The 24462-nt window shown below is 68.8% G+C and carries 24 protein-coding genes and 1 pseudogene; 15 read left to right on the top strand and 10 right to left on the bottom strand.

All coding sequences use genetic code 11. From position 1 onward, the window contains the following. Positions 1-13 precede the first annotated feature (13 nt). The 4 genes from ACIRBY_RS37140 (at position 14) to ACIRBY_RS37125 (ending at position 3285) form a co-directional block, all read left to right on the top strand. Positions 14-517, top strand: a complete 504-nt coding sequence (locus ACIRBY_RS37140; protein ID WP_403909328.1) for a hypothetical protein — start codon at positions 14-16, stop codon at positions 515-517. Further along, positions 517-1521, top strand: coding sequence for a hypothetical protein (locus tag ACIRBY_RS37135; RefSeq protein ID WP_403909325.1), 1005 nt, complete (start codon positions 517-519; stop codon positions 1519-1521). The genes ACIRBY_RS37140 and ACIRBY_RS37135 overlap by 1 nt, the downstream gene beginning before the upstream one ends. A gap of 145 nt (positions 1522-1666) precedes the next feature. Then, the gene (locus ACIRBY_RS37130) at positions 1667-1927 is read left to right on the top strand and encodes a hypothetical protein (protein ID WP_403909323.1); all 261 of its coding nucleotides are present in this window, start codon (positions 1667-1669) and stop codon (positions 1925-1927) included. Beyond that, entirely contained in the window at positions 1924-3285 is a 1362-nt protein-coding gene (locus ACIRBY_RS37125; RefSeq protein ID WP_403909320.1) for a zeta toxin family protein, read from the top strand. The genes ACIRBY_RS37130 and ACIRBY_RS37125 overlap by 4 nt, the downstream gene beginning before the upstream one ends. A 555-nt stretch (positions 3286-3840) precedes the next feature. Here ACIRBY_RS37125 and ACIRBY_RS37120 read toward each other — a convergent pair. Then, complete coding sequence (locus ACIRBY_RS37120) at positions 3841-4185, bottom strand: hypothetical protein (RefSeq protein WP_403909317.1); 345 nt, start codon at positions 4183-4185, stop codon at positions 3841-3843. A gap of 752 nt (positions 4186-4937) precedes the next feature. Between ACIRBY_RS37120 and ACIRBY_RS37115 the strand changes: the two genes are divergently transcribed. Genes ACIRBY_RS37115 through ACIRBY_RS37105 form a run of 3 tightly spaced genes read left to right on the top strand, consistent with a single transcriptional unit; the run spans position 4938 to position 8922 of the window. After that, positions 4938-5336, top strand: a complete 399-nt coding sequence (locus tag ACIRBY_RS37115) for a hypothetical protein (protein ID WP_403909314.1) — start codon at positions 4938-4940, stop codon at positions 5334-5336. Then, positions 5336-6817, top strand: coding sequence for a relaxase/mobilization nuclease domain-containing protein (locus ACIRBY_RS37110; protein WP_403909450.1), 1482 nt, complete (start codon positions 5336-5338; stop codon positions 6815-6817). The genes ACIRBY_RS37115 and ACIRBY_RS37110 overlap by 1 nt, the downstream gene beginning before the upstream one ends. 32 nt (positions 6818-6849) lie before the next feature. Continuing rightward, positions 6850-8922 (top strand): hypothetical protein, encoded by a 2073-nt coding sequence (locus ACIRBY_RS37105; protein WP_403909310.1) that lies wholly within the window; start codon positions 6850-6852, stop codon positions 8920-8922. A gap of 75 nt (positions 8923-8997) precedes the next feature. Here the strand turns inward: ACIRBY_RS37105 and ACIRBY_RS37100 are convergent, their stop codons facing one another. From ACIRBY_RS37100 to ACIRBY_RS37065, 8 genes are read right to left on the bottom strand one after another with little or no spacing between them, the layout of a single operon-like run. Beyond that, on the bottom strand, positions 8998-9501 hold the full coding sequence (locus ACIRBY_RS37100) for a DUF4913 domain-containing protein (RefSeq protein ID WP_403909307.1): 504 nt from the start codon (positions 9499-9501) through the stop codon (positions 8998-9000). Continuing rightward, the gene (locus ACIRBY_RS37095) at positions 9498-11249 is read right to left on the bottom strand and encodes a type IV secretory system conjugative DNA transfer family protein (protein WP_403909304.1); all 1752 of its coding nucleotides are present in this window, start codon (positions 11247-11249) and stop codon (positions 9498-9500) included. The genes ACIRBY_RS37100 and ACIRBY_RS37095 overlap by 4 nt, the downstream gene beginning before the upstream one ends. After that, on the bottom strand, positions 11246-12715 hold the full coding sequence (locus ACIRBY_RS37090) for an ATP/GTP-binding protein (RefSeq protein ID WP_403909301.1): 1470 nt from the start codon (positions 12713-12715) through the stop codon (positions 11246-11248). The genes ACIRBY_RS37095 and ACIRBY_RS37090 overlap by 4 nt, the downstream gene beginning before the upstream one ends. A 16-nt stretch (positions 12716-12731) precedes the next feature. After that, positions 12732-14231: an SCO6880 family protein gene (locus tag ACIRBY_RS37085; protein ID WP_403909298.1), complete on the bottom strand. Its 1500-nt coding sequence runs from the start codon at positions 14229-14231 to the stop codon at positions 12732-12734. Beyond that, positions 14218-15462, bottom strand: a complete 1245-nt coding sequence (locus ACIRBY_RS37080; RefSeq protein ID WP_403909295.1) for a hypothetical protein — start codon at positions 15460-15462, stop codon at positions 14218-14220. Before ACIRBY_RS37080 ends, ACIRBY_RS37085 begins: the two co-directional genes overlap by 14 nt. Then, positions 15462-16232: a hypothetical protein gene (locus ACIRBY_RS37075; protein WP_403909292.1), complete on the bottom strand. Its 771-nt coding sequence runs from the start codon at positions 16230-16232 to the stop codon at positions 15462-15464. Before ACIRBY_RS37075 ends, ACIRBY_RS37080 begins: the two co-directional genes overlap by 1 nt. 44 nt (positions 16233-16276) lie before the next feature. Continuing rightward, positions 16277-16576 carry a hypothetical protein gene (locus ACIRBY_RS37070; protein WP_403909289.1) on the bottom strand — a complete coding sequence of 100 codons (300 nt, stop codon included), beginning with the start codon at positions 16574-16576 and terminating at the stop codon, positions 16277-16279. Continuing rightward, positions 16569-17186 (bottom strand): DUF6668 family protein, encoded by a 618-nt coding sequence (locus tag ACIRBY_RS37065; RefSeq protein ID WP_403909286.1) that lies wholly within the window; start codon positions 17184-17186, stop codon positions 16569-16571. The genes ACIRBY_RS37070 and ACIRBY_RS37065 overlap by 8 nt, the downstream gene beginning before the upstream one ends. 172 nt (positions 17187-17358) lie before the next feature. On the opposite strand from ACIRBY_RS37065, the gene ACIRBY_RS37060 reads away from it, so the two are divergent. From ACIRBY_RS37060 to ACIRBY_RS37045, 4 genes are all read left to right on the top strand, one after another. Further along, entirely contained in the window at positions 17359-17811 is a 453-nt protein-coding gene (locus ACIRBY_RS37060; protein ID WP_403909283.1) for a helix-turn-helix domain-containing protein, read from the top strand. Between the two features lie 7 nt (positions 17812-17818). Beyond that, entirely contained in the window at positions 17819-18865 is a 1047-nt protein-coding gene (locus ACIRBY_RS37055) for an NlpC/P60 family protein (RefSeq protein ID WP_403909280.1), read from the top strand. A gap of 170 nt (positions 18866-19035) precedes the next feature. After that, complete coding sequence (locus ACIRBY_RS37050) at positions 19036-19521, top strand: hypothetical protein (RefSeq protein WP_403909277.1); 486 nt, start codon at positions 19036-19038, stop codon at positions 19519-19521. 13 nt (positions 19522-19534) lie between these two features. Then, on the top strand, positions 19535-20515 hold the full coding sequence (locus tag ACIRBY_RS37045; protein WP_403909274.1) for a hypothetical protein: 981 nt from the start codon (positions 19535-19537) through the stop codon (positions 20513-20515). Positions 20516-20570: 55 nt separating this feature from the next. Here the strand turns inward: ACIRBY_RS37045 and ACIRBY_RS37040 are convergent, their stop codons facing one another. After that, complete coding sequence (locus ACIRBY_RS37040) at positions 20571-20807, bottom strand: hypothetical protein (protein ID WP_403909271.1); 237 nt, start codon at positions 20805-20807, stop codon at positions 20571-20573. Positions 20808-21001: 194 nt separating this feature from the next. Here ACIRBY_RS37040 and ACIRBY_RS37035 point away from each other — a divergent pair, with 194 nt between their 5' ends. The 4 genes and pseudogenes from ACIRBY_RS37035 to ACIRBY_RS37020 form a co-directional block, all read left to right on the top strand. Next, positions 21002-21829: a ParA family protein gene (locus tag ACIRBY_RS37035; protein WP_403909268.1), complete on the top strand. Its 828-nt coding sequence runs from the start codon at positions 21002-21004 to the stop codon at positions 21827-21829. A gap of 137 nt (positions 21830-21966) precedes the next feature. Then, entirely contained in the window at positions 21967-22137 is a 171-nt protein-coding gene (locus tag ACIRBY_RS37030; RefSeq protein WP_403909265.1) for a hypothetical protein, read from the top strand. 244 nt (positions 22138-22381) lie between these two features. Beyond that, positions 22382-23854, top strand: coding sequence for a hypothetical protein (locus tag ACIRBY_RS37025; RefSeq protein WP_403909263.1), 1473 nt, complete (start codon positions 22382-22384; stop codon positions 23852-23854). A 160-nt stretch (positions 23855-24014) separates the two neighbouring features. Next, positions 24015-24462, top strand: a pseudogene (locus tag ACIRBY_RS37020) (hypothetical protein); the annotation flags it as partial.

The following is a 24462-nucleotide window of genomic DNA, read 5'->3' as shown; positions in this document are numbered from 1 at the left end:
CGTTCATGAGGAGATGATCACGATGGCTTCACCGCGTATCCAGTTCCGGGCCATGAGCCCGCTTGACGAGCACCTGGCCTCCCGCACCCGTGGCTTCGAGGAGTTCCCCGACGACGCCGTCAGAGAACGGGCCATGTCCGAGACGGCCCGCATGTGGCTGTCGATGATCTTCAACCTGTTTCCGTCGGAACTGAGGGGCGCGGCTCTGAGCGAGGACGAGGCGGTGCTTCTTCTCCAGGCGACGCAGGGGATGATCCTGGATTCGTTCTGGGGTGGGGCGCCCAACGCCCTGTTGTCTGCGGAGGTCGAGGAGGCCGACGTGGACGACGAGACCGGCGAGCCCGGTGAAGCGGCTACGTCGCTCGCACAGAAGATCCGTACCCAGTGGTCCCGGGGCAAGGCGCTGGCTGTGGTCGACGCGTGCGTGCGCTTCCACAACCGCACCGCCGGCCCCGGTGAAACGGTGCTGGACGGCGCCCGTGCCGTAGGCCTCCTTCAGGACAGGGGCACGATCTGATGCCCGGATCGTCAGCGGCCGCCGCGATCACGGCGCGCGAGGTTCCCGAGCTGCGTGCCGACCTCGTTGCCTGGCTCGGTGATCCCTCCCCCAGGGGGGCCCGTGGCCGCCCCCTCATGAAGTTGGGGCAAGCACAGTGGGGTCACGGCTTTGTTGACACGCTGCACACCTCGCTCAGGGCGGCCGAGCTGTACTACGTCAACGCGGACATGGCCAGGTTCGCCGTCGCCGCCTCCACGCAACTCCCGTCCTTCCGGCTCACCCGCGAGGAGCTGCCGTCCCCACACGGTCTGGTGGTGTGGGAGCAGCCGATCACCGATCCGCCCTTCCCCATCGACGTCCCGTGCTGGGGGGCTATGTGGACCACGGGACGTGGAGGCGTCGGGGTGTCCATCCTCGCGGAGCGGGACGCGCACATGCGCTTCCTGGCCGCCGCCGATCCGGTGCAGGGTCACCGGGAGCTGACGACCGCGGAGAAGGCCGTCCTCCGGCGGCTCGATCCGCCGACAGACCTTGTCCTGGCCGGCTTCACGAACATGCCCTTCACCGAGGCGCCTCAGTGGCTGCCCGACGCGCCACTCCCGACTGGCCTCACGCCGGGGGAACTGTCACGCGAGATCGAGTCCCGGACCTTTCTCGATCAGGTAGAACGCACCCTCGTCGCAACCTGGCTCTTGATGGGACAGACGCTCACCCGCGACGAGCCTGTCACGACGCCGAAGTCAGCGGCGAAGCGGATTGCCCGGATGGATCCGTCCCTTCTCACGTCCACCCGGTACTGCACGCTGCGGCACCAGTCCACCGCTCCCTCCGAGCGCTCCGACGGCGACGTACTCAGCCTTTCCTACCGCCACCGGTGGATCGTGCGCGGGCACTGGCGTAACCACGCGTACGGAACCGGTCAGGCACTGCGCCGACGGATCTGGATCAGCCCGCACCTGAAGGGGCCCGACGGAGCCCCCCTCACCGATCCGTCGAAGCTGGTCAACATCTTGCGCCGCTAGTCAGCAATGCGGGCCAGCCCCCGCCGCTGAACCAGAACTCTCCGCTTGTGCACCACGCCTCAACCCGCCGCATGGCGGCACCACAGGCACCAGGTGCCGCCGCGCCGGCCCAACTCATTGACAGCGACAAGGAAGGCGAATCGCCATGAGCACCGAGGACCCCTACGAGCACCGGCCCACCGCCGTGATCTACGACATTTTCGCCGAGGCCTCCAACCGGCTGATCGGCGCGTACACCCACCGGTCCGACCAGGCGGTGACCGACGAAGACAGTGACCACTGGTGGCAGCTCGCGATGGAGGTCCGCAACACCAAGCTGGCCGTGCCCGCCCGCGACCGGGCTCAGCTGATCGAGTACATCGGCAGGTGGACAGCCGAGGCGGAGAGGCTGGAGGCCGGCGAATGACGGAGCCCAGTGACTACTACCTCGGCGAAGACGCACTGCGGGCCCGGTTCGAGCAGCGGGTACGACAGCGGGTGTTCGCGGGCTTTGAGCCGCAGAAGCGGCCCGTGCTGGTTCTCCTGGGCGGCCAGCCGGCCGCCGGCAAGTCCATGGCCATGGCAGCCACCCAGCAGCGTCACTCAAGCGCCTCCCTTGTTCCGCTCACCGGCGACGAATTGCGGTCACTGCACCCCCGTTATGCCGAGCTTCGTCACGTCGACGCCCAGACCCGTGAGACCGCGACCGCTCAGGCGTCCGGCGCATGGGTCCGCATGAGCATCGAATACGCCATGCGCGAGCGATACAGCCTCATCCTCGAAGGTGTCTTCCGTGACCCGACCATGACCCTGCGGACGGGCCAGACGTTCGCTGAGGCGGGCTACCGAGTCGAAATAGTCGCCCTCGCCGTCCGCGAGGAACGCAGCCGGCTCGATGCCGTCGACCGCTTCCTAGACGGAGGCCGCTGGACACCCCCGGCACTCCAAGACCTGGCCTACGGCAAGGTCCCGGAGACCGTGGCCGCCGCCGAGGCCGATCCCGCATTCCGCCGCATCACCATCACCAACCGGAGCGGCACCGACCTCTACACCAACGAGCGCCACGAGCAGACCCGCGAGTGGATGTATCCCCCGGCTGCGGTGCGAGCACTCACCGACGAACGCGCCCGGCCGTTTCCGCCCGAAGAAGCAGCCGAGTGGCTACCCATGTACCGCACGGTGACCGTGCAGATGGCCGCGCGCCTGGAGGTGAACGACGCAAGCCGCCCGGTGCTGGAACGTCTCGCAGAGAACGCCGACGCTGTGGCCCTTATGACGGGAGGCGACCCCACTAGCCCCGACCGGACTGCACACGAAGCAACCAAACCCCTGCTTCAGACGATGCGTTCCCACAGCCTCACAGAGGCAGTGCTCCCCGCCCTCCTTCGCCCAGACAGCCAGCTCGACCCCACCACTGATCGGACCGAGATACAGCGCAGAGCCGCCCTACCCCCGACAGCCCGCGCACACGAGAGCCGGACACGGGAACAGTTCGCGAGCGCACGACACAGGCACCACGAGCGCAACCCCGCGCATGTCCCGGACGCACCATCTGTGACAGCGAGTCGATCCACACCGACATCGATGGCCGACACGGTGTTGGAGTCGGCTCAAGGCAACGATGCAGATCCTGAAATGGACGACCTCAACGAGATCATGAGGCTGGGCGGACTAGGGTTCCGTCCCCGGTCTGCCGAAACTCAACAAGGCTGGGCACAGCAGCCATCCACACCCATTGCGGAACACGTACTGGAGCACGATCAGAGTACCGGCCTGGATCGGTAGACCCCATCGCCACACAGGTGAGCGCGAGCATGCGGCCACATCGCGACGGAGGCTAGCGAACGGTGTCCACTTCATCGGCTGCACTTGCGAGCAGGCCTGTGCGGTCCCACCTACGGGCCTTGGGCGGTGGGTGTCCACGGGCGTCCGGGAGACACCAATCGACGCGCTCCCGAGCCACCACGAGACCGGCACCGACGCGGAGCGACAACACCGCTCCCGGCCACATCGCGGCAGCTGATAGCTCCCCCCCAGCCACAGCCCGGCGGTGCGGTCGCCTCACGCACCCGCAGCACTGACGGCGGGGGTACGGCGCCCGACCCCGCACACGCCTGACAGACGGTGAACCGAGCGCCCCTCCGGGCACCCCCTCTCCGCCGCCAGCCATCTTTTTGGACGCCCCGAGCCGCCGCAGACGGCGACGGCGCCGGCCGCGCATTCCATGTGACGGATGCCGCCCCACCCACGAAATCCGCACCCGAAAAATGCCACAGCCCGAGCAGACCACAAGGGGCCAGACCGAAAGATTTCGGTCTGGCCCCTCACCCTTCTGCGGCGCTACTGCGGAGTGGGAACCGACCCGGAGGTGCCGACGGGCTGAGCCGGCACATGTGCCTCAGGAGCGGGCGCCGGATCCTCACCCTTGCGCGCACGGTTGATCCTCTTGGGCGCCTTAGCCGTGGGCTCACGGAAACCCATCGACCGGAGTTCCTCGACGGACCAGCCGGCCCTCAAGAGGTCAGACCAGGTACGAGCGGTGTTCTGCTCGCGCTCGGTCAGTTCGGCCCGCGCCGCAGACTCGGCGTCAACGTTGCGCTTGTGCGCTTCCACCGACGCGATACGCCGCTCCATCAGCTCACGAGCCTGCCGAAGTGTCGCTTCCAGATCCAATGAGTTCGCCATCCCGCCACTGTAGCGACCCAAGACCGCGGCGCAAGGAAGGAGCACACAGAGGCAGATGCAAAGTAGACCTGCACGATGCAATGTTCAGCGAGACAAGGCACGTCACGAATTGTCCGTTCGCGCGGGAGGCTGCATCGCTCGGTGGCCATGACCAGGGAGGTGAAGGAATGGGTTGGGCGACCGGTACCGCGGAAGGTCAGGCCGACCCTGCATCTTCGGCCGCCGTGCTCCGTCCGTTCCGTCTGTCGACCTGCGAAGCCGCAGCTCGATGCAAGGTCGAACTGACCGATGCAGACCCAGATGCAGAGTCAGGCTGACATATGCAGAGTCAGCCGGTACAGGACACGTGTCCATCGCCATTGAATGGTTCGTTGCCTCGCGTGGCTGACCGGCGGGACGAACGATGTGCCTACACGACGTGCGGCCAGAGTGTGCAGACTCATCCTTCGTTTCCGGGCCCGCCGTGCACACTCCTCCCGGCGTTCGGGCCAACTGTCCTGCACAGATGCACGGTGCTGCTGCACGGCGAAGGCCCAGACGAAAGGTGGAGCTGCAAAACGAAGAGTGCAGCGACGCAGGACAACACGAATCGAGCGACTGAGGTAGCAGTGCCCACCTTAGTCAGCGGGAGCAAGCTAGGAGTTTGGGTTACCCAAACTCGGATTCCCCTCGCCTGACGTCGGCGAGGGGTGGCACACTGGCGTGTGATCCCCGGCGGACCGGGGTCGCTTCGCTGGGAGAAAGTGGGGCCGATGGCCGAGCGAGTGACACCCCGTCGGGCGACGCCGCAGGGCGGCAAGCTGAAGCGAGGCGAGGGGAAGCGCGATCACGTCACCAAGGTGCTCATGAACGACGAGGAGTTCGCCAAGGTGCAGGGAAGGGCGATCGCCCTTCAGGTCAGCGTCCCGCGCACCCTGGTGGAGGCCGCGACGGGAGTCCCGCCACTCACGAAGACCGAGCGCCATCGTCTTTACGAGGAGGTCATGGCGGTCCGCCGTCTCCTCGGGAACGCCACCAACAATCTCAACCAGGTAGCCAAGGCCTTGAACTCAGACGGGGAGGCCACGGATGCGCAGATCTCTGCCATCCTGCGGCGCCTCGCGGTTGCCGTTGAGCGGACCGAGGACATGGCGAGGAAGTACGCGCCGTGATGCCCAACATCACGCGCGGCAGGGACACTGCCGGTCTGGTCCGCTACCTCTTCGGGCCAGGCCGGGCGAACGAGCACACGGACGCGCGGATCGTGGCGGCTTACGACGGATTCACCGCTGAGGGCGAGCCCCGGTTCGCCGGCGGTGTGAAGCAGCTTGCGGCCGTCGCCGCCGACCTCGACAGCCCCCAGGACCTCTTCGGTACGTCCGTCAAGGACGGGCACGTCTGGCACTGCTCCATCAGTCTTCCGCCCGGGGACGGCAAGCTGACCGACGAGCAGTGGGCCAAGGTCGCCAGGCGCATGGTCAATGACATGGGGCTGGACGCCCCGGGCGGCAAACCCCCGTGCCGGTGGATCGCCGTGCACCACGGTCAGAGCACCGGCGGGAACGACCACATCCACCTCGTGGTGAACCTCGTACGCGAGGACGGGAACGAGGCGAACGTCTATCGGGACTTTCCCCGTAGCCAACAGGTGTGTGCGGTCCTGGAGAGCGAAATGGGCCTCCGCCGCGTCGAAGGCCGGCAGGGCCGGAGCACACCCGGGCTCAAGCCGGGTGAGCTCCAGTCCGCACGGCGCCGGGGCCAGGACGAGCCGGACCGTCTGACCCTGGCTCGGCGTGTCCGAGCCGCCGCAGCCACAGCAGAGAACGAAACCGATTTCGTACGCCTCCTGAGGTCATCCGGCGTCATCGCACGCCCCCGCTACGCCGCAGGAGGACGCACCGCAGTGGTCGGCTACTCGGTGGCCCTCCACACTGACCGGAGCGCGCCGGTGTGGTTCGCTGGCGGGAAACTGGCACGCGATCTGACCCTCTCGCAGCTGCGTCAGCAGTGGCCAGGCGCGAGCCCGGAGACGGCAGTCGCGGTGTGGGGTGAGACAGGCCGGGTTTCCGAACCGCGCGTCACCAACGTGCTCATGCAGGACGAGAGTGCGTGGGAGATGGCCGCGCAGCAGATCGCCGAGGTACGCAGTCGGCTGGCCGATGTGCCGGTCGAGGACACCGCACGGTGGGCACAGGCGGCCGCGGATGCCGCAGGGGTCATGGCCGTGCTCAGCGCACGGCTGGAGCAGCGTCCCGGCCCCCTAGCGCACGCGGCCGACGTATTGGCGCGGTCCGCGCAACGTACACACGAGGAGCGGCGCAAGGGATTGGCCGCTCCTGCCGGACAACTGAGAGGAGCCGCGCGGGTGGCTCGGTATTCACGCTCAACCGCAGCAAGCGCGCTGGGGCAGGCCCTGATGGTGCAGGCACTGCGCAACACGATGCGCGCCGTCCACGATCTCCACCAGGCCCGCCAGGAACTGAATCAGGCGGCCGAAGTCGCGCGCAGCGCACAAGGGGATCTCGCGCGGCTGCAACAGATCAGGGAACAGCTTGGTTCCGGCTCTGGATCCATCCGCCGGCCGAGGCCGGGGCTGGAGCCCGGGGGACCGGAGGCAGGACCGGAGAGGCAGGGACCCGGGCGCGGCCGATAGCCACCGGGTGAGACCGTCAGCGAAGGAGATAGATGTCCCAGTACGACGATTCCACGCGTGATGTCTATGACGCGACTACCGAGGCGATGGCCGAGACCATCCGGCTGCTGATTCTCGTAGCCGCGCTGGCCGCGGAGATGGCCGTGGAGGCTCGGGAGGAACGCCTGAGGCTGGCACGGGAAGCCGAGGACGAGCGCGCCCGCGCGGCATGGGAGCGGATGCAGGCGGAGCGCGCGTCAGCAGAGCCGTTGCTGAGGGTTGCGCATCAGGAACGGTTCTGGGAAGAGCCGGATCCGCAGCGCATCGCCCGGAGCTGGCAGGCCGCCGCCGAATGGGCGGCGCACGGCGACCCGTACGCGGTACTGACCCTGGAGCACATGCGGGGGGAGCTCAAGAACCGGTTCGGGATCGAGGTCCCCCAGTGGGATGTGAACGGCGAAGACCTCGCCCGGCTGCTGGCCCTCTCCGACCCCGCGTACCGGCAGGTTCTGGAGCAGGGCCGGGCGGCCGCCGAGGCCCTGGAAGGAGTGTCGTACGCGGTCGTCATCCGCGACGCGGACAACCCCTACGCCGTCGCGTTCCAGGGCAGTGTGTCAGCGCCACGGGGGCGGGCTCCCGGGGCCGTCGCCGCCGCCGAGTTCCAGTCCTGGGCGTCAGGCGCTGGGGCGGAGCCGACGAAGGGCCGCGAAGGCCGGTTCGTCACCGAGATCGTGGAGAACACCGGTGACGTGAACGCTGGCCATGTGCCGGCCGCCGTGGTGCTGGGAGACCAAACAGCCGAGATTCTCGCCGAGGAGACCGAGCGGCTTCACGCGATCGTGGCCGGTACCCACACCAACGCCACGCCCTCGGAGTTGCTGTACGCGCTGTCGGTTGAGCTGGAGGCGCTGGAGGCGGAGGAATGGCGGCGCATCGGGCGGCGTGAGGACTACCTGAAGCGGATGGAGATGGAGAGTGCCACATCAGCGGATGAGCGGCGGTTGCAGCGCTTGGAGCGCAACGTGGCCGACACCAGCGAGGGCATCTCCAAGCTGCGCCAGGAGCGGGCGGATACGGCCTTGAGGATGGCGGCGACGGCCGCGGAGATCCGGGGGGAGAACCCGGCGCGCGTCTACGAGGCTGCCCGCCTCACGGACACGCTGGACGACGGATGGTGGGCCACCGCGAGTGCCCAGGAGATCGCTGGCGTCTGGGAGCACGTACAGCAGTGGGAGGCGGGCCAGGCGCGCGAGAGCATGCAGGCCGTTTTGGTCGCCGGCGTGGAGCGGCAACATGGTGTGGTCCTGCCGCCCAGGGCATCACCGGACATGGTGGCCGGCCTCTTTGGCGGACAGGACCGGCCGGGGCCCGCAGCGACGCTCTCGGCGCGCGGTGAGGCCCTGCGAGCCGAGGCGCAAAGGGCTTTCGAGCAGAGCTTTGACGCTTTTACCCGTGCGACCCGCCTGGAGAAGGAGGCAGCAGCCCAAAGCGGTCCGTACGCCGATGAACTTCGTGTTGAGGCCGCCCGTCTTGTGGAGGAGGCCACGCGGACCGGCGAGAGGGGTCTCCAGTTGCAGGATCAGGGGAAGTGGCTCGACCGCGAGGCCGACCCGGCCGTAGTGAGGATGTACGCCGATAACAGCGGACAGGCGGCCGAGACGCTCGCGGCCGAGTTCGAAGCCCGCTGGGGGCGTCCACTGGCCCCTGATGCACGGGGGCAGCTGACCGAAGCCGTAGAGCAGATCTACGGCAATCCGTTTGCCGTGCCGACGCAGGTGTCCGCACCCCGTGAGGCCGGGGCGAGCCCGGCCGTGTCGTCGGTCGAGGTTCAGCACGGAGCCAGCACGAACCCGGCCGGACTCGTGGCCATTCCGGTGCAGGCCGCCGCAGCCGTGGCGGAGGACCTGGAGGAGGCCGCAGACGGGCAGGAGGACGAGCGCCGGGCGGCGGCCGCGGAGGCGCTGAGCGGGATGGGAGACGCCGAGGCGGCCGAGGCCGCCCGACTCGGGGCGCTCGGCTACCCGCGGGGGGCCGAGGCCGCTACCGAGCGCACGCCGGCGAAGGACACCGGACGGGTCGCCGAAGGCCGCGAGCACGGCCGCCAGATCGAGCGCCAGGGCCTGTAGCCGGGGGCGTGGGCATGAGGGTGGGGTGCAACCGGCGTCACCGGCTGCACCCCACCCGTACATCCGAATGCGCCCCTAGGACGCCGAAGCTTCGTCGCCCTGGTCAGGAGCGCTGGAGTATGCCGGGTTCAGCCAGAGACTCGGGTGGGCCGGGACCAGGGGCAGGGGTTTGAGGTCAGTGGAATGCCGCTCCGGTCGGCACATGCTGAAGGGGCCGGTGTCCGGCGCCATGAGTGCCCGCATGTGTGGGTCGCAGTGCTGGAGCCACCAGGTGGACATGCCGAGTGCCGGTTCGTGCTGGAGGTGCTCCCAGGCCCGCCAGACGGCTGTCAGCCGGGACAAGGCTTCAGGGTGCCGCCACCATTCGGCACACCACACCTGCGTGTTGCCCGAGAGCCTGCGCCGGATGATCTGCGCGAAGTAGTCGGTCACGAATTCGTGCAGGTTCGGGTAGACCAGCGGCGGAGGCTTCTTCCGTTTCTTTCGCTTCTTCTTCTCGGAGCCCGTGGCGGATGGTTCTGCGGCCGTCTCAGCCGTGGAGGCTGGCGGGAGGTCGGCCCACTCGTCTTCCATGATCATTTCTTGCCTCCCGGGTCGTGCATGTCGAGTGAGGCTTGAACTTCGGCGGCCCACTCGCGTTCCCACCACGGCACGGTCTCGACCAGCACGGCCGGTGTCTGGGAGGCCAGCACGATGGCGCGCCCGGATCCCACGGCTAGGAGGTCCGCGACGTCGAGGGTCTCCTCCTGCTGCGTGGAGATGGTGGTGGAGCGGCCTGAGGAGAACAGCCCTCCGCCGTTCGGCCCGGGCTGGCGGGTGACGCTCCGTCTTGTCGCCTCATGCTTCTTGATGAAGCTGGAGAGGTCGCCGAGGAACTTCGGGTCCTTTACGCCGCCGCCGTAGGTGGCGACGTTGGCCGAGCTCCACAACTTGCCCATGCCGCGTTCCCCCCAGACTTCTACGCCTTGGTCCCAGGACTGGAGGATGGTCATCAGCTCGATGCCGCGCGATCCGTAGTGGCTGTAGAGAGCTGGCAGGTTCGCCCACTTGCACACGTTGGCCGCCTCATCCAGGACACCGAGCATGGGCCGGCTGAGACGGCCGCCCGGCGAGTGCATCGCGGTGCGCTCGGCTGCGTCGCACAGGGCGACCGACAGGGCCGTGACGAGGGCCCCCGCGGATCCGGCGCCCTCCCGTGAGATGAGGTACATGGTGTCGCTGCTGGAGGCGAACTTCACGGGGTCGAATTCGTCGCGGTCGTCCCCGTTGGGGGTGACCCAGCGGGTCACCTCCGGATTGCGGAGGATCGCCGCCATGCGCCGGGCGGTGGAGAAGACGCCGCTTCGTTCTTTGTCGGCCGCGTCGAGGGTTCCCCGCACACTGTCTGCGGAGAGCGCGTAGTCCGCGCCGGCCTGGCGCAGGATGCCTTCCGGTTCGTAGTCACGCTGGTCGGACAGCCAGCTGTATACCTGGGTGATGGGCCGGTGGTCGAGGGCGGCAGCCAGGAGCAGGTTGGCCAGCAGCTCCATGCCCGCAGGTTCGAAGTGTGCATCGGTGCTGGCGTTCTCGCCGCGCGAGTCCATGGCGAAGTGGCCGGCGAGCTCTTCGGCCTTCGCGACGCTCGTCACGTAGCTGAGGGGGTTCCACCACCAGCTGTCGGGAGCCTCGCCGATGATCTGTTGGGGGTCGAAGACCCAGACCCTACCGAGGCCCGCTCGCGGCCTGCGGGTCGCGTCGACCACATCACGCTTGTTGGACGTCACGAAGGCCGGCGCGGCCCCGTGGTCCATGATCGCCGGAATGGCCTTCCGGGTGGTCTTGCCGGTCCGGGGACCCCAGATGTCCACGTGGGTGTCCTCGACCGTCCCATAGAGCGGCTGGCGGCCCAGGACCGTCCGCCCGATGAAGACACCGATGCCCGCTTGCGAGCCGAGCCGGTCGGCGGTGGCCTGCGCACCCGTCTTCGAGATGCGGGCCAGGTCCTTGCCCTTGCCCATGTGGCGGGCGGCCGCGTCGATGGGCTGAAGGCGTGCCCGGTAGCCGCGTACGGCCCTCACCGCGAACACGCCGATGGTGGCCACCGCGAGGAGCTCCAGCACCAGGACCACGGTCGCCCACGTGCCGGGCCAGGTGTAGTCGCCGGTGGCTACTTCGATCAGCAGAGCGAACGGGTTCTTGGGCGGGCGGGGCCGGTCGGAGAGGGCCGCGCCCGCGGCCGCTGAAGTCCACGCGACCGCAGCAGCCGCCAGGACCACGGCGCAGGCGCCGATGAGCAGGTACGGGGAGGAGTCGCCGCCGGGCCCGCGCGGCTTGTTGGTCGCGCTCATGCGGACGCCCCCTTCTGCCACCGGCGGTTGGTGTTGTTCACGTCCAGCTCGGCGGGTGTGAGGTCGACGTGCAGGGGGATGCCCGGCCGGCCGCCCACCTTGATGAGGAAGTTGCCGAGGCCTGGCGGGTCGATGTCGCGGGTGTCCGAGGAGGCCCAGGCCGGAGGCGTCGACCATTCGGTGAGCATGCGCTGTTCCACGCTGGAGAGGTCCACCACCTGCGTAAGGCGGGGCATCTCCTCCATCGGCAGGCCGCCGCAGATCACCATCCCGGACCGCTCCACAAAGCCGGAGGCCTTGAGGCGGTCCTCTTCCGGCAGGGACAGGAGGTCTTTCATGGTGTGCGTGATCATGGCCATGCCGACGCCCCGTTGCCGGTTGAGGCGGGTCAGCGCGTCCACCCGGTTGACGAGACCTCTTCCGGCGCGCAGGACCCTCCACAGCTCATCCAGGACCAGGAAGTAATGCCGTTGTGGCTCCAGGCCCGCATCCGCGAGTGCTTGGGCCGCGGCCACCGCGCCGAACCCGTATCCCCAGCAGGTGATCAGCGCGGCTGCCTGAAGGAGCTCTTCACTGTCGTCGATCGAGCTGATGTCGAAGACCACCGGCCGGTCCATTCGCATGGGTTCGGTCGTCTGCTGGGCGAAGGTGTCGCCCAGGCGGCCCTCTCCCAGGAGGGCGGTCAGGGACGATTCGAGTTCCTCCGTGATGTCGCGGTAGCGGTTGAGGTCGCCGCGGTCCAGGGCGACCGCGCGGACCGCTTCGGGACCCTCCTTGACGACTTGGACGAGGTCACCGAGGACCGGGACACCTCCTGTGTGACGGTCATCGAGCACCTTCAGTGCCGCATTGAGGATGGTCTCTTCGCGGTCGGTCGGCGGCGCCGAACGCAGGATCGTGATCAGTGCCGAGACGGAGTTCAGGCGCCGGCCGTGTGCTTCGGCGAGCAGGGCACGCCGGGCATCGCCGGTCAGCCGGGCCGCCGCCGCGGAGGACTCGCCCGGGTCGAGGACGTTGAGGAATCCGCGTCCGCGCCCGAGGGTGATTACCTGCCCGCCCAGGGCCCGGATGAGGTCCACGTAGTCCGGCTTGAGGTCCCCGAAGACCAGCGGTTGGACGCCGTAGCCGGACAGTCCCAGGACCATCCTGCGGACCACCGTCGATTTGCCGAGCCCGGGTTGTCCGAGGACGAACATGGAGGGGTTGAGGATCAACCCGGCGCGCATGAACCACGAGATGGGGTCGCAGCACACGGTGGCCCCCGAGTGGAGGTCACGACCGAGCGGCACCCCCTGCATCGGGGTGCCGGAGCCGGCGCCGAACGGCCACAGCCCGCAGACCTGTACGGAGGTGCCGCGCCACTCCGTGGGCGGGTCAAGGTAGAGCTGGGCGCCGCCCCCGGGCCCTGCCCAGCCCCGCAGGCCGGGCCCCGGGCGCGGGTTGGCGATCTTCTTGGTGCGTGCCATGAACTATCCCCCCCGGTTACAAGTTGTCGCGTACGGCGGACGGCACGAGGACGTGTTCGGGCAGTACCAGGCCGATGGGCAGGGCGGCCGCGAACGAGGCGGCCTGCGTCCTGTCCATGCGGCGAAGCCGGATACGGGCCGGGGCCGCCAAGTTGTCCATGGCCGCCTCAGCTCGCGGGAGGTCGGCTCGGCTGGCAACGGTGGCCGTGGCCAGCAGAGCGAACCGCGTGACCCCGGCGCCGGTCGCCTCCTCCTGCTCAGACTGGCGGGCGGCCCGCACCGCGACGTCGTCACGGGCCCGTGCCGCCTTTGCAGAGCCCGCCCTGAACTCCGCGTCCCGCTTGTCCCGCTGCACGATGCGCGTAGCCGAGGCAGGGTCGTGAGGCCGGTAGAGGAGCGACACCCGCTTGCGGGCGATGTCCTCGCTCGGCTGGAGAAGCCCAGTGAGGACAGAGGACAGGACCGCCCCGCGGGGAGCCTCGGACATGGACCAGGTGACAGAGCACGCACCGTCGTGGTGGTAGGCCCCGACTTCCTCATCCGCACTGATCGGGCCTGCATCGTCCCAGGTCAGGTCGGTGCCGCCGGTGGCCTGCGCTTCCTCGATCAGGGCCGCTACCGAGGGGTCGTAGGCGACGCGGACCGCCTCGGCCAGCTGACGGGCGGTCATCGGCCGGGACGGGCCGGCGCCGGTCATGCCGAGCGTGGACGTCAGCCCCGGCAGCCGGTTCCCGATCAGGACGGCCATGTCCTCGGCGTCGCGCCGCTCGTGACCGGGCCGTGCGGCACCCGAGTACGTCAGGGTGATGCGCGTACTGATCTGCGCCGAGCCTGCCGGATAGGTGGCCAGTACATCGGCCAGCATGGCCTTGGCCAGGGCGGGCGCATTGGGCGAGAGGTTGCCGTGCACTTCCTCAGCCAGACGGATGCCGGTGTCCGGAGCCGTCTCCACGGTCACGCTCGCGCCGATCAGGCCCGGCTCGGTGGCGAGACTGGTCAGCCACTGCCCCCAGTGGGCCACCCAGATGTCCACCTGGTCCTGGTCGACCAGCCCCGCGCCGTCGGCGTCGCAGCTGAGGACGACCGCATGGTGATTGGTCGGGTAGCTGATCATGGCGAAAGGCCGGCCGTAGGCGTCCTGAGCCTCTGTCACCGTGGAGGCGGCCGCCAGGCCCGGCAGGGTGCAGGTGCCGTATCCCGTGCGGCCCAGCGGGCCGGCCCGGTAGAGGTGGGCTCCCGCGTTGACCGTCATCCGCCAGCCCAGCGCGCCGCCGATGCGGACCAGGAGCGACCGGCCGTCACGGTCCCGGATCGCCATGGGCGCCAGCACCACCCCCAGCAGGGCAGCCAGCGCCAGACCCACCCACAGTGACGACAGCATGGCCAGCACCACTAGGACCAGCCCGGCCATCATTGCCACGGTGCCGACCAGGCCGAGGGCGCCGATGCCCGCAGTCTGGGGCCGCCGCCAGTTGCCGTAGGTACGCTGCTGACGGGGGGCGCTACTTGCTACCACTGGGGTCCTCCTCTTCCGGGCGGCGCGGACGCGGCGGCGTGCCGGGTGCCGAGTTGGGGGCTCCCGAACCGGTGCTCGGCGTGGTAGTGCGTGACTTCTGCGGATCGCTGCCTAGGGGCTTTGCGTCGCCCGACGGAGCCGGCGGGCGGTTTTGTCCGCCGACAGGACCCGGGACGCCCCGGCCGAATCCCTGGCCGGCGCCGGTGGCCTGAGCGCCCTTGCCCGCAGCTCCCGCCGCCTTGCTCGCGCCGCCTGTCTTGAGGGCGATTGCTCCGGAGGCCACGGCTGAGCCCGCGCCCCCGATGACGGATCCGGCGCCGCGGGAGTTGCCCCCTGCTGTCACCTGCACCAGCGAAGTCGTGAATTTCATCATTGCGGGGAGTGTGAAAGCTGCGAGGAACAGCAGGACGGCGCCGCTGATCTGCGTGAAAATATCGGATGTCTTGGACTGGCCGATCGCGGAGAAAGCGGCCGCATAGACGATCGCCGCGGCAGGCTTGTACAGCCAAAGGCCCAGACTCCAGGCGAATGCCTTACGGAATCCTTCTTTTCCTGCCTCTGTGGTGCTGGCGGCGGCCGTCAAAGGCAGTGTTCCGACGAGGATGATCAGCATTGCGTTTCTGGCCAGAATGAATGCGATCTGAATGATTGATGCGATGAGGATGAGGAGCGCGAGAATTATGATGACGCCGCTGCCGGCCGTGTTGGTGGCGTTGAATGCGGTGAATGCGAGGACTCTTTGCCCGAACATGTCGACGCAGTGCTGTGCCGCCTGATCGGCCTCAGAACATCCGGTGGAGCGGTTGACGATCCAGACGGAGAATGAATCGCCCCCGGCCATCAGCAGATTGAAGCCCGCGATACTGGCGCCCGAGACCAGCACCAGGCGCAGGATGCCTGCGGCAGCAGTCTTGGCCGGTTCGGATCTCCGCTCCCAGATCATGCGTCCGGAAGCGATGAGCAAGGCCAGAACGGCCACCCACGCGGTTACCCATTCGGTGCTTTCACGGAGGAACCAGATGGGTCCGCTCTGCCCGGTCTGGTCCATTTGAGGGCTCGGCAATTGGAGCCACCCCGCAGTCATTTCCTTCAGCATCCAGCCGGCCCCATCTGCAAAACTCTTTGCAATGGAGTCGAATGCGGACTCGCCTGCCTTTTTCGCAGTCCAGTCGGCCGCGACGCACATGGCGCCAGCGGCAGGGCTGATGATCCCTGCGATAGTGCAAGCCATTAGATCCCGCTCCATTCGATGTAGCCGGCGAGATTGTCGAGTGCTTTGCCAGGGGGTGCGGAAATGGTGACCTCATTTTTCCAGTCGCCGCCGCTCCATCGCAGCGTGGCCGGTCCGGCAGCGAGAGTTCCGGACGGCGACCGCCACACCAGATCGACCACGGCTGTATCGGTGCCGTAGGTGATGTATTTGAACCCGGCGAGCTGGCCGTGTTCTCCTGCGCGGAGAGCTGCCGAAGTCCCCTGGCTTTTCTCGTAGTTCTCCCTCGTGGTGATGTAGTTCATTTTTCCGTCACCCACCATCTGCTGATCGGCGATGGCCCGCCAATCCTTCGCCGACATCGCACGCGCCGTGATGTTCACGGCTGCGAGCAAGGCGCCGACCGGGTTGTGCGCGTAGCAGCGAGCGACATCCCCATTAATCTGCACAGGGCCGGCCGTGCGTGACGCAGGAAGGGCGAACCCGTCCGTAATCGACCAGGTAACGGCGGGTGGAGGATCGAGGGGGATGCGGTCGTTGGTTTCGCCCGTGGCCGGGCAGGGGCTCCCTGCGGGCAGCCCCTGCCCCGGGGCGGGGGCAGCGGGAGGGGGTGCGCTGGCAGACGGCGCCGCCGTGGCCCGCTTGCTCTCGTCGGGTCCTCCCGTCACCGCGATGACCGCGCCCAGCAGGGCGATACCCGCCACAAACGCGGCCGATGCGATGAATGCCTTACTTGAGAAAGGACCCGGGTTCTCGGTCCCGGACCGCGAATCCCGCTGGGAATCCGCCATTTCATGCCCCCTTGGAGAAGTGTGGTCAGGTGCGCCGACGTGCCCTAAAGAATGGCGTTGACGATCGGTGCCGCACTGGCAGCGAGAATGCAGCCCGCCAGGACTTTTCCGAGCATATTCATGTGCTCGGAGCCCTCACCCGTGCGGAAAGACGTGAACATCTTTCCCGCGACTACGAAAATTCCGATGACGGCCAGGCCGCTGACGACCCACATCACCCAGCCGAGAATCAGGGTGAACTTGCTCTGGACGACTCCGGGTGGGGCCACGGAGGAGGGCGCGGGGACGTCCGCGAGCACCGCGAAGGGGTGCGCGGCGCTTGCCCAGGTAAGAAGCTCAGACATGTTGACTCCCCGTTGAGGACGTGAGGCGGGACAGCTCGCCGCCGAGTGCGACGAGTTCGCGGGACGGACGGGCGGCGGGCGGCTCACCCAGGCGCCAGCCCTCCACCCAGGGCAGGACCCAGGTGCGGGGCACCCCGCCGGACACCAGCCGGCGCAGATCGCGCAGGGGGCGGGGCAAGCGGCGCTCGGCAGAGTAGGGCGTGAGGACCACGCCGAGCAGGTCGACACCGGGCACCGCGCCCGATGCCCACTGGGAAGCCGCCGTCTGGACGGCCGTCAGGCCGCCGTAGTCGCAACGGGCCACCAGCACGACCGGGTGACTGTGACCGGCGCGGGGCACAGGCCACACACGTCCGGCATCGTGGCCGCCCGGCACGGCCTGGCCGAGGGAGGTCACCCCGGCGCCGCCGTGGCAGCCCAGCCACCACCAGCCGCCCCGGCCGTCGATCGGACCGGGCGAGTAGGGCAGGCCTCCCGACGGCCGCGGCACAGACTTGGGCTGCGGATGCACCCGCGCGAACTCATGCCGCACAACAGGCGCATCCGGCACCTCGGATTCACCGCCCGCAGGCTCTTCCCGGGCAACCCACGGATTCACCACTGCCACCACCGACCCCCCTCACACCGCTTGAGTAGCCCCAGCAGTCTAGACCTCACACTATGTGTCGCTGCAAGACGTTATCTTGTAGTAACTCAGCACACCTGTAGCTAATCTGACGGATGCTGAGAGATGTTGCGGACTGTTGAGGCACAGGGGGGATCTGTGGCTAGGATGCGCCACCATGACCGATCACGAGCCCGAGCCGCTTGCCCAGTACCCCGACGTTCTGACCACTGGCGAAGCGGCCCGGATCCTGCGCATGGCGCCCGAGGCCATGGCCGCCATGGCCAACCGGGGGGAGATCCCCGGAGCCTTCAAGGTGGGGTCAGGCGAGCGGGCGCAGTGGCGCTTCCTGAAGGCGCGGATAGTTGCGTTGATGTCAGGGGACGCCGAGCCCCCGAGTGCCTCCACGGTGCTGGCGCGGTATCCGGAGGTACTGACAACGGCAGAAGTGGCTGCACTGTTGCGGATCAGTTCCGGCCGAACCGCGACCATGGCCAAGGACGGCGACCTGCCCGCCTTCAAGGTCGGATCGGGAACCGTTGCCCCCTGGCGCTTTCCGCGGCAGAAGCTCGCCCAGCTGATGGAGGCGCGCGGGGTGCCCGCGGCGGAGGACGGGCCGCCCGCCTCGTGAGGCCCGAATGAGCGGTGTGCGCGGCGGAGGCCTGGCCGTGGTCGCCGGCATCGGCGTGATCTGCGGCTCGCTCGTGCTCGGCCTGGCCGTGATAGGCGGCACCGAGGACGACGAGAAGTCGGGGAGGGGTCTGGGCCGCTACTCCCTCAACAATAGGGCGGTACCAGAGGCGTATCGCCGGTGGGTGATCGCTGCCGGTCAGCAGTGCCCCGAGGTGTCCGCACCCCTGATCGCCGCTCAGATCGAGAGTGAGTCGAATTGGCGGCCGGACGCGGAGTCACACGATCCGCGGACTGGGGCCGTCATCGCCCAGGGAATCAGCCAGTTCATCCCGGAGACCTGGGCAACCTGGGGTGTCGACGCCGACGGAGACGGCAGGGCGAACGTGTTCACCCCGGCGGACGCGATCATGACGCAGGCCCGGTATGACTGTTGGCTGGTCGGCGAGATCAAGGGCTATGGGATAGAGGGCGACATGACGCGGCTCATGCTGGCCGCGTACAACGCGGGCCCCGATACCGTCCGCCGTGCGCGCGCCGTCCCCGCCATCTCCGAGACCCAAAGCTACGTGGCCGCCATCATGAGCCTGATCCCGAAATACAGCGCGGCCATGGAGGACGGTGGTCCTGCAACCGAGTTCGGGCAGCGAGTGGTGGCCAACGCGAAAAAGTGGCTCGGCACCCCCTACAGCTGGGGCGGGGGCGGCCCCGACGGCCCCGGATACGGCTTTGCCCAGGGAGCGGATACCCGCGGTTTCGACTGCTCATCCTTGGTCCAATACGCGGTTTACCATGCCTCAGACGGCAAGCTACTCATACCGCGTACCAGCCAGATCCAGGTGACCGCGGGTGAGGGCGTCGACCGCGCGAGCATCCGACCCGGAGACGTCATCGGATTCGCCCTGCATGGGGGTGACGATTTCGACCACATCGGCATCTACGTGGGCGACGGGCAGTTTGTCCACGCCCCCAAAACCGGCGACGTGGTCAAGATCTCCTCGCTCGGCGACAGCTACTACAGCAGCAGGCCGATGAAGATCCGGAGGTTCGGGTGATGATTCGCAGGCGTCAGCTTGAGTCCCTGGCCGTGGCCGCCGCCCTGGCGGCATTGCTGTCCGGCTGCGGCCTCCTCGATGACGGCAAGGGCTCGGACGATGCGGCACCGCCCGCACCGACCAGGCCGGTTCCCTCCGGCACCGGCGCCTATCCCCCACCGTCCTGGCCCATGCCAGCGCCGGTACTGTCCCCCGGCGCCCAGGGCCAGCCTCAAGGGGGCATCCCGTCCCCCGCCAACGTGGACCAGAGCGACGCGAGCGCGGTGAGCCGCGGTGCCCTGACCGCACTGCACACCTATGACACCACCCTCGATACGAGCCGCAACGACGCCGGCCGCCGCACAGCCGCCGCCGGATGGTGCACGGAGGCCTACGCCTCCCAGCTCAACGAGGCCGCCAGCCACGCAGTGCCCGGCGCCGTCTGGGCCGAATGGGCACAGCACAAGGCCTACACCAAAGTCACGTTGCAGCAGACCGAGGACGCCGGCCGCCCCCTGGACAGCCTGACCACCGCCTACCGCCAGTGGACCGTCACCGTCACCCCCACCGGCCGCGACGGATGGAGCGGCCCGCCCGAGGTCCGCACCGTCTACGCCGAGCTCACCCGGGCCACCCCCGCCCAGCCCTGGCGGCTCAACTCCATCCGCATCGTCTGAAAGAGAGCAGGACATGGCCAGCCCCGACCAGGTACCTGCCTGGCCCCTGTACGAGCTCCGGGCCGCCGACGATGGCACCGTCACCCTCACCGGCCCCGTGATCCGTGACGGCACCCACCCCGGGCGGAGGGAAGCCATCGAGGCCGTCGCCCGGATCGCCAGCACTCACCTGAAGCCCCCGCGCGCCGTCCGGGCCGAGGCCATCGACCCCGACGGCACCGTATGGCCGCTCATCATCGACCCCGACGGCGAGGCCATCGAGGCCGGACCCGCGCGTCAGCCCAACGCCGGCCGCCGCCGCAAGAAGAAGACCGCCGCAGTCTCCGCACACCAGCCCCCGCCACAGGGCCCGGCGCACGACGACCCACCGGCGGCCATGAACGTCCCCGCCCTGGAGCCCCGCACGCCACAGCGTCTCGTGCCCGACCCCCGCCAGCACGCCGAGACGCCGCAGCCCCACCCGTCCGCCAACGATGCCCACTCCCCCGGCCCGGAGGCATCGCAGACGCCCCCGCCGGCACCACCGGCCGCCCCCGCCGCCGCGAGCCAGCAACCGGACGACTCCGCAGCCGCCACCTACACCCGGATCAGACACCTGGCCGAGGCCGGACGCCTCGATGACGCCCGCTCACTCGCCGCCGCCCTCGATGACGCTATGAGCCGCGCACACGGCCCCAGCCACCACGAAGCGCTCAAGGCCCGCGAGGTCCTGGCCCACATCGCCGCGGAAGGCGGGGACACCGCAGGCGCCATCCACCTCTACCGCGACGTGGCCGAACGCTGGTGGCACAAGGGCCTCCACCACGAGGCCGAGCAGGCGGCGTGCCGCGCCCATTCCCTCTGGCTCAGGATCGCCGACCCCGACCAGGCGATCACCGCCGGACAGGCCGTCATCCGCATGCGCACCCAGATCCCCGGCGAGGACGCCCGCGCCTACCGCCAGGCCGCGCGGTACATGGAGAGGCTCGTAGCCGCCCAGGCAGCCCGCTCCTGACAGCCCAACAGCAGAGCGGCGGCCCCCACCCAGTGGGGACCGCCGCTCCGCTGCTTCACGCTCCGAGGTCCTCCCCCAGCATCCGAGCCGCCGCGTACCGGTCCACGTACCGGTCCCCCAGCATCGCGGCCGCCAGCTGCACCAGCGGATCACCCACCACCAAGGGGGCCGCGAGATCTGAGATCGTCTCCGGAGACAGCTCCATCAGCCGGCGTCGCGAGGCCGCTTTCGCAGCTGCCAGAAGCGTGGTGCGGCCCACCAACCGTTCACCCAAGTCAGGTACTACAGTCACGGGAGATCCTCCTTGCAGGATCAGGGCATGGCCAGCAACTCCGAACTGCGGCCACGCCGAACTGAGGGGCCGGGCCGTCGGAAGCCCGGCCCCTCTCTTGGTCCCGACTGTACTTGCTTTCTTGCTTGCTAGCTAGCACGCTAGGGAGCGTGTTAGAAAGCGAGAGCGCGAGCTTTGGAGCTAGCATGCCGGACATGACTGGACCTCAAGTAGTCGGCAGCTACTCGGAGACCGGGGGCATCACCAAAACAGCCACTGCTGTGTCCCTGGCCGTCGCATACGCACGGGAGTTTCCCGACCAGGACGTGATCCTTGGCGACCTTGACCCCCGGGCCGGGGCGACCAAGTGGACCGGCGCGGTCGCCGCGGCGGACGACAATGGGCGCCCACTCGAAATGAGCGCCATCCTGGCCGCTGATGACGTCGAGGGGTGGGCGGACGCAATCGCCGTCCCGCTCGACACGGCAAAGGGCTGGCCGCCGAATCTCCGAGTCATCCCGAGCTCGCGCCGGTTGGCTGCGCAAGAGAAGACTCCGGACGATCACGCCGAGCGCCGGCTCAGGCGGAGCCTGACCGGGACCAAGGCCGGGTTCGTGGTGATCGACTTTCCGAATCGGCAGGGCGGTGTCCTCACTCAGAACGGACTGACCGCATGCACGAAGATCGTCTATGCGGCCAAGCCCGATGAAGACGGGTTGGACGGTGTGGACGGAGCCAAGCTGACGGTCCGCAAATTCCACACGTACCGCGAGGAAGCAGGGCTACCCAAGGCCCCTCAAGAGGTGGGGATCATTCTCGGCGCCGCGTGGAACGGCGCTGTCTGGACTCGGGACGCGAGGAGGGCTGAGGAGGAGTTCAAGAGGACTTCCCCCGGGATGCTGCTGACGCCGTATGTAGAGCAGCGAGTGATCGTGAAGGAGTGCCGCGCTGCGGGGGAGTTCTACGCCGAGTACGGCGGCAAGGCAGGCGGAGACAAGGTGTTCGCGGCGTATCGCGAACTGTTGCTGAACAGGATTCTTTGATGAGCGAACGTGAGCGCCCCCCCGCCCGGCCGAGGGCGGCCGCCGACGAGCCGGACCCCGCAGTGCCCCGGGGCGAGGACACGGGGGCGCCCCCGCCGGCCGTAGCGATTCGGAGGCGGAGGGGCCCTGCCGCGACGGTGCAGCTCAACACCCGCGTTGATCCGGACGTGGACGAGCTGGTGGCCTTCGTCGGAGACAAGCAGGGGTGGAGCAAGCGCGAGACCGTCGAGCACGCGCTGAAGAAGGCCTACGCGGCCGAGTTCAAGGAACTGAAAGCGCGCAAGGAAGCGAGCGAGCGAGGTAGCTAGCACGCTCCAAAGCGCGCAAGGAAGCGAGCGCGCGAGGGAGCTAGAACGCTCGGGAGCGAGCTAGCTAGCTAGCAACCAGGGGAAGAAGAGCCCTGGAGACGCCCGACTACCACGAAGCGCGTCCCCAGGGTCAATAGGGAATGAGGAGCAAGGTCCCCATGCACCACCACCACGTTAAGGCCAGTCGACGCCAGCTGACGACCACACCAACCAGCATGGCCGGAAGCGGGCGGGGGGTAACCCGATGACCGCCTTTACGCAGCTCACGGCATGGGCAGAGTCTCAGCTCGCAGTCGTTGTCTCCGCGTCGACCCTGGCGGCAGTCGTGATCGCCGTAGGGCTGAAGCGGCGGGCGATGAAGGCCCGCGGCCTGGCCCCCGAGGACAAGGCGAGCCGACGGAAGTTCAGCGCCGGCACGCTTGCGGCCGTCGGCGCCTTCATCATCTGCACCAGCGTCAGCCTGAACACCTCGTACCGGTTCACGGGCGACCCCAAGGGGCTGGCGATGTCCAGCGACCCGGAGCGGCTGCTAGCCTGCGCCGCGTTCGAGTCGCTCATGGCCATGTGCGTACTCGGCGCCCGCGAGCGCATGGCCGACACCGACAGCCGGAGCGGTGGTTGGTACGGCTCCGCCGTGTGGATCTTTGCGGCTCTGTCGGCCGTGCCCGCCTACGTCGAGGGCTCGGGCTTCACGCCGGCCACGATGGTCCGAATCATCATCGGCTCATTCGGTTCTGCCCTGGCCGCACACTCGGCCCTCGGCCTTGAGCTGAGGCACCGGACTGGCGAAGAGTCGCAGACTGCCATGGCCCAGATCATGCGAGACCTGCGCGAGCGGCTGATGGCCCGTCTCGGCCTGGCCCACCGGAGCCGCTCCGCTGCGGAGATCACCCGAGATCGCGCGCTCGACAAGGCCGTCGACCTTGACGACCGGTACAGGCGCCTGGCGGACGACAAGAAGACCGGGCGCACGGGAAGGCGGATCGCCAGGCGCCTGGCCGTCTGGCAGGACCGTGCCGGGCTCGCCACGGACGAGGCACAGTGCGACCTGTACCGGTCCCGCGTGGCACAGCGTCAGTGCGCCACGCAGCTGAACATCAGCGACGCCGAGTCGCCGTGGCACCGACCGAGCGCGGCACAGGTTCAGGCGCGTGCCCTGGACACGCTGGAGGGCGAGGCTCGGCACATGGAAGACGTGGCCACCGATGCCGAGGCGGCCCTACGGGCACAGATCGGCATGCTCGGCACACCCCCGGCGGCACAGGGCGGCACACCCGTGCCGGGACCGCGTGCCGAGGTCGCACCGGAAACCGAGCCAGAGGCAGACGAGGAGCCGGCGGATTGCGTCGACGACAGCGACGCGAAGCCCGTTCAGCAGCCCAAGGCAGCAGCGGCACACGGTGGCACACCCGGGGTCATCACGGCCCGGGTGCCGCAGGAGGGCAAGGCACAGGAGGAGGAGCCGGCGTCACCGCTGAGGGACCTGCTGAGCTACCCGACGAAGCGCGCCGCCCTTGAGGCTCTGTATCACCACCGGATCAAGCCCAACGACCCTCGGACGACGAACGCAATCGCCGAGGTGCTGCGGGCCGAGCTCGCCGAGCACGGCATCAGCTTGGACCGAGCACCGGCCAACCGGTACATCGGCCCGCTGCGGCCCACCCAGCAGGACGACGACCAGGCCGAGGCCGACAGCCGCGAACTGGTCGACGCGTGACGCACAAGACCACCCGGCGTGCGGCACACCAGAGCCGCACGCCGGCCCCAGCGGCACACCCCGCTGTGCCGTCCCAGACCCAGGGGGAGCGATGAGCACCAGGACCACCACACCAGGAGCTGAAGGTGGCCGCGGATCCGTCCCGCCGACACTCGCGAGCGTGCCGGCCCCGCGCGAAGAGGAGTTGACCGAACGCCTCGCCTCGGCTGGCGACCGCGTACGGCTCGCGCTGGACACCAGCGCCGCCATCCAGATGGCACAGCAGGACGCGGCAGCGGCACGCCGAGACGCGATGGAGGCCCGTTCCGAAGCACAGCGGGCCGAGGCCGCTGCGGAGGCGGCGCAGGTTGAGGCCGACCACGCGCGCGAGCGAGTCACGGTCGCCATCGAGGAGGTGACGGCCCTTCGCCAGCAGCTCACCAACGAGCAGGCGGCACACCAGGCCGAGGCCCTGGCGCGGGGGCAGGCCGAGGGGGGCCGTGCCGTCGCGGTGCAGCTCGCCGAGGAGGCACGGCACACCGCCGAGGAGGCACGGCACACCGCAGGCGAACTGCGCGGCCAGCTCGCCGAAGCCCGCCGCGAGCTCGCCGAGGCACACCAAGCCCAGC

It is taken from the genome of Streptomyces sp. NPDC096136, from assembly GCF_044763325.1.
In the GTDB taxonomy this organism is placed as follows: domain Bacteria; phylum Actinomycetota; class Actinomycetes; order Streptomycetales; family Streptomycetaceae; genus Streptomyces.
Note: the sequence above shows the minus strand (reverse complement) of the source record. Positions and strands in the feature narration are given on the sequence as shown.

Coding starts and splice junctions, on each gene's coding strand:
- ACIRBY_RS37140 (WP_403909328.1), top strand. CDS start 14: ATGATCACGATGGCTTCACCGCGTATCCAGTTCCGGGCCATGAGCCCG.
- ACIRBY_RS37135 (WP_403909325.1), top strand. CDS start 517: ATGCCCGGATCGTCAGCGGCCGCCGCGATCACGGCGCGCGAGGTTCCC.
- ACIRBY_RS37130 (WP_403909323.1), top strand. CDS start 1,667: ATGAGCACCGAGGACCCCTACGAGCACCGGCCCACCGCCGTGATCTAC.
- ACIRBY_RS37125 (WP_403909320.1), top strand. CDS start 1,924: ATGACGGAGCCCAGTGACTACTACCTCGGCGAAGACGCACTGCGGGCC.
- ACIRBY_RS37120 (WP_403909317.1), bottom strand. CDS start 4,185: ATGGCGAACTCATTGGATCTGGAAGCGACACTTCGGCAGGCTCGTGAG.
- ACIRBY_RS37115 (WP_403909314.1), top strand. CDS start 4,938: ATGGCCGAGCGAGTGACACCCCGTCGGGCGACGCCGCAGGGCGGCAAG.
- ACIRBY_RS37110 (WP_403909450.1), top strand. CDS start 5,336: ATGCCCAACATCACGCGCGGCAGGGACACTGCCGGTCTGGTCCGCTAC.
- ACIRBY_RS37105 (WP_403909310.1), top strand. CDS start 6,850: ATGTCCCAGTACGACGATTCCACGCGTGATGTCTATGACGCGACTACC.
- ACIRBY_RS37100 (WP_403909307.1), bottom strand. CDS start 9,501: ATGATCATGGAAGACGAGTGGGCCGACCTCCCGCCAGCCTCCACGGCT.
- ACIRBY_RS37095 (WP_403909304.1), bottom strand. CDS start 11,249: ATGAGCGCGACCAACAAGCCGCGCGGGCCCGGCGGCGACTCCTCCCCG.
- ACIRBY_RS37090 (WP_403909301.1), bottom strand. CDS start 12,715: ATGGCACGCACCAAGAAGATCGCCAACCCGCGCCCGGGGCCCGGCCTG.
- ACIRBY_RS37080 (WP_403909295.1), bottom strand. CDS start 15,462: ATGGCTTGCACTATCGCAGGGATCATCAGCCCTGCCGCTGGCGCCATG.
- ACIRBY_RS37075 (WP_403909292.1), bottom strand. CDS start 16,232: ATGGCGGATTCCCAGCGGGATTCGCGGTCCGGGACCGAGAACCCGGGT.
- ACIRBY_RS37070 (WP_403909289.1), bottom strand. CDS start 16,576: ATGTCTGAGCTTCTTACCTGGGCAAGCGCCGCGCACCCCTTCGCGGTG.
- ACIRBY_RS37060 (WP_403909283.1), top strand. CDS start 17,359: ATGACCGATCACGAGCCCGAGCCGCTTGCCCAGTACCCCGACGTTCTG.
- ACIRBY_RS37055 (WP_403909280.1), top strand. CDS start 17,819: ATGAGCGGTGTGCGCGGCGGAGGCCTGGCCGTGGTCGCCGGCATCGGC.
- ACIRBY_RS37050 (WP_403909277.1), top strand. CDS start 19,036: ATGCCAGCGCCGGTACTGTCCCCCGGCGCCCAGGGCCAGCCTCAAGGG.
- ACIRBY_RS37045 (WP_403909274.1), top strand. CDS start 19,535: ATGGCCAGCCCCGACCAGGTACCTGCCTGGCCCCTGTACGAGCTCCGG.
- ACIRBY_RS37035 (WP_403909268.1), top strand. CDS start 21,002: ATGACTGGACCTCAAGTAGTCGGCAGCTACTCGGAGACCGGGGGCATC.
- ACIRBY_RS37025 (WP_403909263.1), top strand. CDS start 22,382: ATGACCGCCTTTACGCAGCTCACGGCATGGGCAGAGTCTCAGCTCGCA.